The organism is Micromonospora coxensis, assembly GCF_900090295.1.
Taxonomy (GTDB): domain Bacteria; phylum Actinomycetota; class Actinomycetes; order Mycobacteriales; family Micromonosporaceae; genus Micromonospora; species Micromonospora coxensis.
On record NZ_LT607753.1, the window covers coordinates 2,308,581 to 2,320,347 of the forward strand.

The 11,767-nt window shown below is 73.8% G+C and carries 12 protein-coding genes; 5 read left to right on the top strand and 7 right to left on the bottom strand.

The window, feature by feature from the left end:
• Positions 1-107: 107 nt before the first annotated feature.
• The 7 genes from GA0070614_RS10325 to GA0070614_RS31645 form a co-directional block, all read right to left on the bottom strand.
• Positions 108-1,847: a substrate-binding domain-containing protein gene (locus GA0070614_RS10325; protein ID WP_088975752.1), complete on the bottom strand. Its 1,740-nt coding sequence runs from the start codon at positions 1,845-1,847 to the stop codon at positions 108-110.
• A 164-nt stretch (positions 1,848-2,011) separates the two neighbouring features.
• Entirely contained in the window at positions 2,012-3,043 is a 1,032-nt protein-coding gene (locus tag GA0070614_RS10330) for a lactonase family protein (protein ID WP_088975753.1), read from the bottom strand.
• 183 nt (positions 3,044-3,226) lie between these two features.
• Complete coding sequence (locus tag GA0070614_RS10335; protein ID WP_088975754.1) at positions 3,227-3,829, bottom strand: GTP-binding protein; 603 nt, start codon at positions 3,827-3,829, stop codon at positions 3,227-3,229.
• The gene (locus GA0070614_RS10340; RefSeq protein WP_088975755.1) at positions 3,810-4,196 is read right to left on the bottom strand and encodes a DUF742 domain-containing protein; all 387 of its coding nucleotides are present in this window, start codon (positions 4,194-4,196) and stop codon (positions 3,810-3,812) included. Before GA0070614_RS10340 ends, GA0070614_RS10335 begins: the two co-directional genes overlap by 20 nt.
• Positions 4,186-4,608: a roadblock/LC7 domain-containing protein gene (locus GA0070614_RS10345; protein WP_088975756.1), complete on the bottom strand. Its 423-nt coding sequence runs from the start codon at positions 4,606-4,608 to the stop codon at positions 4,186-4,188. The genes GA0070614_RS10340 and GA0070614_RS10345 overlap by 11 nt, the downstream gene beginning before the upstream one ends.
• Positions 4,608-6,953, bottom strand: a complete 2,346-nt coding sequence (locus GA0070614_RS10350) for a sensor histidine kinase (RefSeq protein WP_088975757.1) — start codon at positions 6,951-6,953, stop codon at positions 4,608-4,610. Before GA0070614_RS10350 ends, GA0070614_RS10345 begins: the two co-directional genes overlap by 1 nt.
• Positions 6,954-7,070: 117 nt before the next feature.
• A complete protein-coding gene (locus tag GA0070614_RS31645) occupies positions 7,071-7,487 on the bottom strand; it encodes a catalase (RefSeq protein ID WP_408630744.1) in 417 nt (138 codons plus the stop codon).
• 153 nt (positions 7,488-7,640) lie between these two features.
• On the opposite strand from GA0070614_RS31645, the gene GA0070614_RS10355 reads away from it, so the two are divergent.
• From GA0070614_RS10355 to GA0070614_RS10375, 5 genes are all read left to right on the top strand, one after another.
• A complete protein-coding gene (locus GA0070614_RS10355; RefSeq protein ID WP_088975758.1) occupies positions 7,641-8,234 on the top strand; it encodes a hypothetical protein in 594 nt (197 codons plus the stop codon).
• Between the two features lie 11 nt (positions 8,235-8,245).
• A complete protein-coding gene (locus GA0070614_RS10360; RefSeq protein ID WP_088975759.1) occupies positions 8,246-9,190 on the top strand; it encodes a hypothetical protein in 945 nt (314 codons plus the stop codon).
• A 127-nt stretch (positions 9,191-9,317) separates the two neighbouring features.
• Positions 9,318-10,976, top strand: a complete 1,659-nt coding sequence (locus GA0070614_RS10365) for a sodium:solute symporter family protein (protein WP_088975760.1) — start codon at positions 9,318-9,320, stop codon at positions 10,974-10,976.
• 32 nt (positions 10,977-11,008) lie between these two features.
• The gene (locus GA0070614_RS10370; protein ID WP_088975761.1) at positions 11,009-11,317 is read left to right on the top strand and encodes a hypothetical protein; all 309 of its coding nucleotides are present in this window, start codon (positions 11,009-11,011) and stop codon (positions 11,315-11,317) included.
• A gap of 67 nt (positions 11,318-11,384) precedes the next feature.
• On the top strand, positions 11,385-11,765 hold the full coding sequence (locus GA0070614_RS10375) for a hypothetical protein (protein ID WP_088975762.1): 381 nt from the start codon (positions 11,385-11,387) through the stop codon (positions 11,763-11,765).
• Positions 11,766-11,767: the final 2 nt, after the last annotated feature.

The following is an 11,767-nucleotide window of genomic DNA, read 5'->3' on the forward strand; positions in this document are numbered from 1 at the left end:
TGGTCACCGATTGCTTCGGACGTATTACCGTCAGTTTTCCGGGCCCGGAATGCGAACCGCCGCACCGGATTCACCGGTGCGGCGGCCCGCGGTCACTGTGTCGCGGCTCAGCGCGGCGCGTTCGGGCGCAGCGCGATCGCCTTCAGGAAGATGTCACCGATCTTGGTCGGGTCCTCGGTGACGAAGGTGCCGCCCCCGGTGACGTCGGTGATCGACTGCAGCTCGGCCTTGGAGACGTCGTTGCCGATACCGATGATGACGACCTGCACCGGACGCTCCGGGTCGGCCAGCGTCTTCAGCTCGGCGAGCAGCTTGTTCTGGGAGATGCCGTCGTCGTCCTCGTTCTTGCCGTCGGTGAAGAGCACGATCGAGTTGACCCGGCCCGGCTCCCAGTTCTCCTGCACCGTCTTGTACGCCTCCAGCATGGTGTCGTACAGGCCGGTGTTGCCGTTCGACGGGCGGATCCCGGCGAGACCCTGCTCCAGCTTGCCCCGGTTGGTGGAGAGGGGGTTGATCGGCACGAGCTGCCGCCAGTCCCGCGACCCCTCCAGCTTGGTGGAGAAGGTCCACAGGCCGATCGACCAGGAGTCGTCGAAGAGGTTCAGGCCCCGGCTCGCCGCCGCCACGGTCACCTGCTCACGGCTGGCGTTGTTGGCGGAGGGGACCTCGGTCTTCATGGAGCCCGACACGTCGATGACGCAGAGCATCCGGCCGGACTGGGTCGCGATGGACCAGCCGGAGACCGCACGGTCTATGGCGACGGGGTCCAGGCCACCCGCCGCGCCCACACCGGCCGGCGGGACGGCCGCCTGGCCACCGGCCGGGCTCGGCGCACCCTGCAGCGCCTTGAAACCGTCACCCCAGTTGCCGTCCGGGGCCCGCAGCGACCGGGCGGCCAGCCGGTTCTTGAAGCCCTGCGTGGTCAGCAGCTCGTAGAGCACCTTCGCCGCGGACGCCTTGGCCGGCTCGATGCCGGGCAGCACCGCGTACGGGTAGTCCAGCGGCATCGGCGACGGCTCCAGGTAGAGCGCGGCCAGCGGGATCGGCGGCTTGGTGTTGTTGTACGCCATGACGTCTTCCTCGGACAGCGCGGCGGCGCCGAGCGCGGAGGCGATGGACGTCGGGTCGTTGGAGCGCGGGAAGCGGGCGAGCAGGTCCTGCCGCAACGCGGACCGGCCGGTGGCCAGGGCCCGCAGCGCGCCGGTGGTGGCCTTCTGCGTGTCGCCGCCGGAGGCGCTCGCGGCGGCGGTCAGGGAGAGCAGGCCGGAGAGGCCGGCCGCGTCCTGCGTCGGCTCGACGATCCCGGCGCGCAGCGGCTTGTCGCTGCTGACCGCGCGGAGCAGGTCGGTCCAGCTGAGCTTCTTGTCCGGCCAGCCCAACCGGGAGGCGACCGGCTCCGGCATGGCGACCACGACCGGGCTGCGGGCGATCGACGCGCCGTTGCCCGGGGCGAACGCCGTCGCACCGTTGTTCTTCAGCCGCAGCAGCCAGGTGGAGGAGTCCGGGACCCACACGTCCGGGGTGACCACGGTGCCGCTGGCCTGGCCCACGCCGGCGAGGACGGCGCCGTGCTTGCTGGCGACGGCGGCGGCCACGTCGACCGGCTCGGAGGCGGTCACGTTCACCGCGATGCAGGTGCCACCCACGGCCGCGCCGTCGGCGACCCACTGCGCGGCGGCGTCCTGTACCGCGGGGGCGAGCTCGGGCGCCGCGGCGACGGCCAGTTGGATCTCACCCGAGCAGGACGGGCCGGCCAACTGCTGGTAACCGAACCAGGATCCCGCGACCACGACGGCGAGCGCGGTCGCCGCTGCGGCGGCTCCTGCTCCACGGATACTTGAACGCATGCGATGGCGGCCAGACACGCTGACCATCTTGCGTAGCTCGTTCGGTTACCGCCACAACCGTTCGGACGAAAGTTACGCAGGAGAAACAGTTGATCGCACTTTTACCACACTGAGTAATCAGTCAATCTCGACCTGTTGCGCGGAACGACCCTGACCGCCCCGCCTCAGGGCAGGACGCAGGTGGGGCTCGGCACCTCGACCGGCTCGCCGACCGGCTCCGGCACCCCCGAGCCGGGGTCGATCCGGAACACCCGGACCATGTCGGCCCGTTCGTCCGCGACGTAGAGGTGCTGCCCGACCGGCACGAAGTGCCGCGGCCACTCGCCGCCCGTCTCCACCTCGGCCACCAGCCGGGGCAGCTCGGCGTCGAGCGCGAAGACCGCGACCGTGCCCACTCCCCGGTTGCCGACGTAGAGGAACCGGCCGTCGGGCCCGACGGTGATCTCGGACGGCTGGACGTGACCGGCCCGCCCGCTGGCGTCGACCCGGCCGCGCTGGTGCAGCGCCCCCTCCGCGGTCAGCTCGTAGGCCGTGACGGTGGCGTCCAGTTCGCCGGCCACCCAGCAGCGCCGCCCGTCCGGGTGCCGGGCCAGGTGACGCGGGCCGGTGCCGGCGGCGGTACGCACCCGCGGCGCCCGGGGCACCAGCCGGCCCGACCCGGCGTCCAGGTCGTAGCGGTAGATGGAGTCGGTGCCGAGGTCGACGGCGAGCAACGGGCCGCCCCCGGGGTCCGGGGAGACCATGTGGCAGTGCGCCGTCTCCTGGCGCTCGGGGTCCGGACCGTGGCCCTCGTGCACGACGAGGTCGCTGCGCTCGCCGGGCACGCCGCGCCCGTCGAGCGGGAGGACCGCCACGCTGCCGCCGCCGTAGTTGGCCACGAAGAGGTGCCCGCCGTCGGGCGCGACCGCCAGGTGGCAGGGCTCCGCGCCGCCGCTGGACCGGACGGCGAGCGGGGTGAGTTCGCCCCGCTCCCCCACCTCGAACGCGCTGACCTGCCCCTCGGCCAGCTCGTTGACCGCGTAGAGCACCGGCAGGGCGGGGTGCCGGACGAGGAAGGACGGCGAGTCGGTGACCGCGACCGTGCCGAGCGGGGTCAGCGCGCCCGAGACCGGGTCCCGGTGGGCGGCGACGATGCCGTCACCCCGCCCGCCACTGGCCGCCGTGTATCCCCCCACGTGGACGATCTCGCTCGTCACCGGTCCACCCTCCGCCGATCCTGTCGTCGATCCCACCAGAGCCTTCCCGGTGGGCCCGGGCGTTAGCCCTGTTCTCGCCGGATTTTCTGGCCCACCCCGGCGGGCGCGGCCGGGTCGACCCGGCGACGCCGAGGAGCGTGACCGGGTCGACCCGGGCCCGGCGACGGGTCGGGGCCGGCCGGGTCAGGCCACCGGGACCGGTTCGCCCCGCTGCCGGGCGACGTGCTCGACCAGCGAGATCAGCACCAGCTTGGCGGACTGGCGGTCCCGGGCGTCGCAGAGCACCATCGGGACCTCCGGGTCGAGGTCCAGCGCCTGGCGCACCGCCTCGATGCCGAACCGGCGGGACCCGTCGAAGCAGTTCACCCCGACCACGAACGGGATGCCCCGCTGCTCGAAGTAGTCGATCGACGGGAAGCAGTCGGCGAGGCGGCGGGTGTCGGCGAGCACCACCGCGCCGAGCGCGCCGAAGGCCAGCTCGTCCCAGAGGAACCAGAAGCGGTCCTGCCCGGGCGTGCCGAACAGGTAGACCTGGAGGTCCTCGTTGATGGTGATCCGACCGAAGTCCATCGCCACCGTGGTGGTCGTCTTCGCCTCCACCCCGGAGACGTCGTCGGTGCCGATGCCGACGCTGGTCAACACCTCCTCGGTCTGCAGCGGGCGGACCTCACTCAGGGCGCTGACCAGCGTCGTCTTGCCCGCGCCGAAGCCACCGGCGATGAGGATCTTGAGAGCCAGCGGCAACCGGGGTCCGGAGGAGCCCCGGTCAGAGCGCACGTAGTCCACTGACCACCGCCTTGAGGATGTCGTTGTCGGGAATTCCGGCGGTCGGCGGCTCGTGCACCGAGACCAACCCCCGGGCGAGGAGGTCGCCGAGGAGGACCCGTACCACGCCCACGGCGAGGTCCAGGTCGGCGGCGAGGTCGGCCACCGCGACCGGGCGGCGGGCCAGCTCGACCAGGCGTCGGTGCTCCGGCTGGAGCCCGGCCCGGCCGGACGGGTCCACACCCGGGCCGGCCAACACGAACGCGACCAGGTCGAAACCGTCGACGGCCGGGCGCACCCGGCCGCCGGTGAGGGTGTACGGGCGGACCACCGGGCCGGCCGCGCCGTCCAGCCACTCGTGCTGGGGGCCCGGCGGCTCAGCCCGCATCGGCGGCTCCCACCGTCACGCGGGCGGGTGCGGTCAGGTTCTCACCCACCCGGATCACCAGCATCGCCATCTCGTACGCCACGAAGCCGATGTCCGCGTCGGCCTCGCAGACCACGGCCAGGCAGGCCCCCTGCCCGGCGGCGGTGACGAAGAGGTACGCGGACTCCATCTCCACCACGGTCTGCCGGACCCCGCCACCGGCGAGGTGCCGGCTGGCGCCCTTGGCCAGGCTGGAGAAGCCGGACGCCAGGGCGGAGAGGTGCTCGGCGGCGGACCGGTCCAGGTCGGCGGACGCGCCCAGCAGCAGCCCGTCGGCGGAGAGGACCACCGCCTCCCGGGCGGCGGGCACCCGCTCCACCAGTTCGTCGAGCAACCAGCCGAGATCGGCGCTCTGCCTCGTCGTGTGCACCACTAGGCGTCCCTCTCAGTCGCGGTCGGGGATTCGGGGGTCGTCGCCGGCTCGCGTGGCGACGGGGACGACTCGGGGTGGTCGATCCGCTGGTCGGTGCGGCCCGCCACCGGCCCCCCGGGCCGGCCCGGGGGCAGTGGGTGGAGGGTGGCGCCTTCGCGCCGGCCCCGGGCGGTGCCCGCCTGGAGCGCGGACATCTGCCGGCGTACCTCCTCCGGCGAGCGCGGGGCGGGCGCCTCCGCGGCCTGCGGCCGGGACCGGGCCGGCCCCCGGCGACGGACCCGGCGGGGCAGGCCGTCACCGTCCGGGGCGGCCTCCACCGACGAGGTGCGCGCCGGCGCGAACGGCAGCACGGTCTGCTCGGGGCGCTCCCGGGTGATCCGGCCGGACCGGCCGCGGGGCAGGGCGTCCAGCCGGGTGACCGAGGCGGCCGGGTGCCGCGCCGGGACCGGCGGCGCCGGCGGCTCGTCGGTGACCAGATCCACCGGTACGAGCACCACGGCGGTCGTGCCGCCCGGCACCCGGGGGCGCAGGGTGACCATGACGCCGTGCCGGGCGGCGAGGCGGGCCACCACGAACAGGCCCAGCCGGGCGCTGTCGGCCGGGTCGAACTCCGGCGGGTCGGCGAGGCGGCGGTTGGCCTCCTCCACGGCGCGCGGGGACATGCCCAGGCCGTGGTCGGTGATCTCGAGGACGTACCCCTTGGGGACCTGCTGCCCGCAGACCTCGACCCGGGTCTCCGGCGGGGAGAAGACGGTGGCGTTCTCGATCAGCTCGGCGAGCAGGTGGATGACGTCGGCGACGGCCCGGCCCACCACCCCGGCGGGCTGCACGTCCCCGATGTCCACCCGGTCGTACGCCTCGACCTCGGAGACCGCGCCGCGGACCACGTCCAGCACGGCGACCGGCTGCCGCCAGCCCCGCCCGGGCGCCGCCCCGGCGAGGATGACCAGGTCCTCGGCGTGCCGGCGGAGCCGGGTGGCCAGGTGGTCGACCCGGAACAGGTCGGCCAGCTCGTCCGGGTCCTCGGCGCGGCGCTCCATCCGGTCGAGCAGGGCGAGCTGGCGGTGCACCAGGCCCTGGCTGCGGCGGGCGAGGTTGAGGAAGACCTCGTTGAGGCCGCGGCGGAGGGTGACCTCGTCGACGGCGGCGCGGACGGCGGTGCGCCGGACCTCGTTGAAGGCGCGGCCGACCTCGCCGATCTCGTCGGCGCCGTACTCCAGCGGTGGCGCCTCCCGGGCCACGTCGACCTGTTCGCCCCGGCGCAGCCGGGCCACCACGTCCGGCAGCCGCTGCTCGGCCATCTCCAGCGCGGCGGTCCGCACGCCGGTCAGCCGGCGTACCAAAGTTCGCCCGACCCGGACCGCGACCAGGACCGACACGACGACCGCCGCCAGGCCGAGCAGGGCGGCGACGCCGAGCCGGACCAGGATGCCGACCGCCACCGGGACGGAGCGTTCGGCCAGCACGTCGGCCTGGGCCAGCTCGAAGTCGAGCAGCTGCCGCTGGACGGTCTCGTGACTGGTCGCCCAGGCGCGGGGGTCCACCGGCGGGCGACCGGACGGGTCGGCGCGCAGCAGCGCCTCCTGCATGGCGCGCAGCCGGACGATGTCGTCCCCGGCCACCAGTCGCTGGTAGGCCTCCCGGCCCCCGGGCGGCAGGTCCGCGACGGCGGTCTCGACCAGCAGCCGCTCGTTGCCGATGGCCTGTGCCAGCCGCAGGTGCTCCCCCTCGGCGAACCGCCCACCGGCGAGCGCACCGGCCACGAGCGCGTCGGTCTGGCCGAGCAGCTCGCGGGAGCGGCCGAGCGAGGTGAGCGCCAGCGCGTGCCGGTTGAGCTCCGCATCGGGTCCAGCGGCGGCCATCGCGGAGAAGGACTGGAAGACCGAGCCGACGAGGCCCGTGTAGAGGCCGCTCGCGGCGGCCCGGTCGACCAGCCCGCGGTCGATCAGGGAGCGCCCGGCCGAGAGGGTGTCGAGGGCGGCGCCCAGCTTGTCCAGGCGGTCGTCGAGCAGGTCGCCGGCGGCGTCACGCAGCCGCTCCCCGCCGATCCGCCGGCGCAGCTCGGTCACCGCGGAGTCGGTGCGCTGCCGCTGCGCGGCCAGGGCCGGCCGTACGTCCCCGCCGGCCAGCGCCACCACCGACAGCCGGCGCTCGCGTTGCAGCTGGTCGACGACCACGCCGCCGGGGCGGCCGAGTTCGTCGAGGTAGGTGCGCGCGACGAGCAGGTCCAGCGCGGGGCCGAGGGTGAGCGTGGTGGTGAAGATCCAGAGCGCCAGCAGGGCAGCGACCGGGGTCACGACCAGGGCGGTCAGCTTGGCGCGGATCGACCAGTCGCGGGTGTCCATGAGTCCTCGCCCGAAGGGTGGCAGCGGTGGCGCCGGCACCGGCCGGGCAGCGCCCGGCCACGTGCCGGGCACCGGCACGGGCGCCTTGGGCAGGATACGTAATGGCGGCCCCGAGCACTACCGTCCGTCCCCCACCGGACTCCGTTGTGGACTCCGGGGTACGACGAAGTGACCTGTCCCGCGTCGCACGGGCGGCACTCCGGGTAGGACTCGCCGGCCTCGCGCAGTCCGGCCACCGAGGACGGCTCGAAGGTGATCTGCGGGTTCGCGGCCCGGGTTGTCCACCCCGTACGACCTGGCGCCGCCGGTCCGGTCGGTGCCGACCACCGCGTCCGGGCGCGGGGCGTGGAGCGGCAGTTGCAGGTGGTCCGGGCCGACCCGGTGGCGCCGGGTGTCCGAGTAGGAGAACGTCCGCCCGACCGGCGATGCCGACCGGCAGGTAGGGGAAGTCCTTTCCCGGGGCGGTGGCCGAGGGGTCGGACCACGGCCCTGGTTCGGACCGCCGGCCATCCGTATCACCCCACCTGAGGCCATTCATCTGGAATGAGTCGAGTTTCGGCGGTGGCCCGCCGTGTGGGTGTCGCCCTGTCGGCATCCGGTTCCGGACACGGATCCGGCAGGAAAGTCCGCGGGATCGGGATTGGCGATCACCGGACGGAGGGAATACCGGATGGCGAAGGAGGAGCCATGTCGCCCACGCAGGTAATCGTTGTGGTTCTCGTCGTGCTGGTGGTCGCGGCGCTGGTCGCCGTGGCCGTCGTGGCCGGCCGTCGCCGCGCGCTCAAGCGCCGCTTCGGCCCCGAGTACGACCGGGCCGTGGCGGAGAAGGACAGCCGCACCGCCGCCGAACGGGAGCTGCGCGACCGGGAACGCCGGCACGCGGAGCTCGAACTCACCCCGCTGACCCCGGAGGCCCGCGCCCGGTACGCCGCCGCGTGGGAGGAACTCCAGGTCCGCTTCGTCGACTCCCCCGCCGAGACGGTCGGTGACGCCGACGAACTGGTCAGCCGGCTCATCGCCGACCGGGGTTACCCCACCGGGGACTTCTCGGACCAGATCGCCCACCTCTCCGTCGAGCACGCCCGCACCCTGACCCACTACCGGGACGCGCACGAGATCCGGCTGCGCAACGAGCGGGGCGAGGCCAGCACCGAGGAGCTGCGCCAGGCCCTCGTGCACTACCGCGCCCTCTTCGCCGACCTGCTCGGCGAGGAGCCGGTCGGGCACCGGCCCCCGGAGCAGCGCCACCCGGACAGCCCGCACGACGTCACCACCCGCTGAGGAGAGCCGCCATGCGCAGGGAAGAGCAGCAGGCCAGCCAGGACCACCCGGAGGCGGTGCGTTCCGCGCCGGTGCCCGTGCCGCCGTCGGGCGGCGCACCCGCGAACGGGACGCCCCGGCACGAGCCGGACGGCCGGGCCGACGTCCCCGAGGACATCCTCGAGGACCGGGGCACCTTCGACGACCCGACGGTGGCCGGCGGGCGACCGGCCGACGACCTCGACGACACCCGCCCGTACGACGGGCGCGCGGGAGACCGCGACGGCGGGCCCGAGTTCCACGAGCCGGCCCCGCTGCCCACCGCCTTCGGCGCGGCCACCGTGGGCGACGCGGTCGCCGCGTCCGCGCTGGCCAGCGGGCGACCCGAGGACGAGCGGGACGCCCGACGGGAGGACACCGCGATGCCGGGCGACGGCGCGCCGGGGCGCACCGAGCCGTTCGACGACGAGCGGGCCGACCCGACGGCGGCCGACCGGATCCACGACCCGCACCGGTGGGACGCGACGCACGAGGGGGCCCCGGGGCCGGGACGCCGCGACGGCGACGCGCCGGCCGCCGGCGCCGCCGGGTACGGCAGCGCCGCGCCGACCATGGTCGACCCGGACACCGAGGCGAGTCGAGGCGCCGGCGTCGACACGGTCGCGGCGGCCGGCGCGACGAGCCCGGCCGGGGCCAACGTCCCCACCCACGCGGCGACGCTGTTCGACGCGGGGACGGCGCAGGGCTTCCGGGACCGCTGGCGCGACGTGCAGCTGCGCTTCGTCGACGACCCGCGTGCGGCCGCCGGTGAGGCCCAGTCGCTGGTCGAGGAGGCCATCCAGGCGCTCTCGGCCGCACTCTCGGCGCAGAAGCGGCAGCTCGGGGGCTGGCAGGACGCCGGGTCGGCCGACACCGAGCAGCTCCGGGTGGCGGTTCGGCAGTACCGGGACTTCCTGGATCGGGTCCTCGGCCGCTGACGATCCGCACACGTACGCCCCGGTCGGACGGCGATCGGGGCGTACGTGTGCGCACCGGACGGACGGACATGAAGCGCCGACTTCCGGGTAACAACGCGCCACGCGGGCGCGACGAGAGGTGACGGGGATGGACGGTGACGGCCTCCGGCTGAACATGAACCTGCTGGACTACGGGATCCTCGCGCTCTACTTCGTCACCGTGCTCGGGGTCGGCTTCGCCGCCCGCCGGGCCATCCGGACCAGCGTCGACTTCTTCCTGTCCGGGCGGTCCCTGCCGGCCTGGGTGACCGGCCTGGCGTTCGTCTCGGCGAACCTGGGCGCGCTGGAGATCATCGGGATGGCCGCCAACGGCGCCCAGTACGGCGCGATGACGGTGCACTACTACTGGATCGGCGCGGTCCCCGCGATGGTCTTCCTCGGCATCGTGATGATGCCCTTCTACTACGGGTCGCGGGTCCGCAGCGTCCCCGAGTACCTGCGGCTGCGCTTCAACCGCCCGACCCACCTGCTCAACGCGATCAGCTTCGCCCTGGCCCAGGTGCTGATCGCCGGCGTGAACCTGTACGCGCTGGCGCTGATCATGCAGGCGCTGCTCGGCTGGCCGCTCTGGCTGGCGATCGTGGTCGGCGCGCTGATCGTGCTGGCCTACATCACCGTCGGCGGGCTCTCCGGCGCGATCTACAACGAGGTGCTCCAGTTCTTCGTGATCATCGCCGGACTGGTGCCGATCACGGTGATCGGGCTGGTCAAGGTCGGCGGCTGGTCCGGCCTGATGGAGGCGGTCCGCGGCTCCGAGCTGGGTGAGGCGGGGCTGCACGCCTGGCAGGGCACCGGCAGCACCGACAACCCGCTCGGCGCGCACTGGCTCGGCATCGTCTTCGGGCTCGGCTTCGTGCTCTCCTTCGGCTACTGGACCACCAACTTCGCCGAGGTGCAGCGGGCCCTGTCGGCACGGAACATGAGCGCCGCCCGGCGTACCCCGATCATCGCGGCGTACCCGAAGCTGGTGATCCCGGTGGTCACCGTGGTCCCCGGCCTGATCGCCCTGGTGACGGTGAAGGGGCTGGGCGCCGAGTCCGGCGACCTGGTCTACAACAACGCGATCCCGCTGCTGATGCGCGACCTGCTCCCCAACGGGGTGCTCGGGGTGGCGGTGACCGGCCTGGTCGCCTCGTTCATGGCCGGCATGGCGGCCAACGTCAGCGGCTTCAACACCGTGTTCACGTACGACATCTGGCAGGCGTACGTGCGTCAGGACCGCTCCGACGAGTACTACATCCGGGTGGGTCGGCTCGCCACCGTCGGCGGGGTGCTGGTCGGCATCGGCACGGCGTTCATCGCCGCCGGGTTCAGCAACATCATGAACTACATCCAGGCGCTCTTCTCGCTGTTCAACGCCCCGCTCTTCGCGACCTTCATCATCGGGATGTTCTGGAAGCGGATGAGCCCGCTGGCCGGCTTCTGGTCGCTGCTGTCGGGCACGCTGGCGGCGCTGGCCACGTACCTGCTCTACAAGGCCGGGGTGGTCGCCTTCAACTCCGACCTGGAGGAGAGCTTCTGGGGCGCGGGCATCGCCTTCGTGACCGTCGCGGTCGTCGCCGTGGTGGTCACCCCGCTCACCCGGCCCAAGCGCGACGAGGAGCTGGCCGGCCTGGTCTACGGCATGGGTGGAGTGGACCTCAAGGCCGGCGTGCTGGCCGGGGACCGGGTCTGGTGGCGCTCCCCGGTGCTGCTCGGCGCGATCGCCCTGGTCCTGGCCGTGGTCCTCTACATCCCGGTCTTCTGAGCCGGTTCCGCTAGCCGAGGGAGGCTGACGCCATGGAGCACCAGCACAGCGAACGGGCGCACGACCCGCTGGTCGAGGAGACCGAACAGGAGCGGGCCCGGTCCGCCGCGGCCCGGCTCTTCGACATCCGCCGGGTGATCGGTGGGCTGTTCGTCGCGTACGGGCTGATCGTCGGGTTGGTCGGGCTCTTCGACGGGCAGTCGGAGATCGACAAGGCGCAGGGAGTCCGGATCAACCTCTGGGCCGGGCTGGTGATGCTGCTCTTCGGGCTGGTCATGCTCGCCTGGCAGTGGCTGCGCCCGGTCGAGCCGCCCACCGCCGAGGAGGCCCGGGAGGTCTGACCTCGACCGGCATGGGCCCGTCCCAGCGGGGTACGCGAGATCGGAGAGTCTGGGACAGGAGGGCACCATGACGGATCGTGACCCCAACCGCGGGCGGCCGCTGGAGGAGAGCCCGGAGGTGGCCGCCGCGGTGGACGACGAGACCACCGTGCCGCAGCTCGCCACGGGCGGCGGCACCGACCGGGACAACCCGTTCTCCGCCGAGCCGGGCGGGGGCCCGGACGAGACCGAGGACCTGCTGGGCGACCCGTACGCCGCGGGCACCGGCGCGACCGGCACCGGCACCGGCGCGGCCGGGGACAACATCCGTACCGGCGCGGAGCAGCCCTGGGAGCCGGAGGACCTGGTGATGGCCCGGGGGCAGGACGTCACCCCGGAGAACCTGGAGCGGGCCCGCCGCGACCTGGCCGAGCTGGGGCAGGCGGCCATCGAGAAGACCGTGCCCTGACC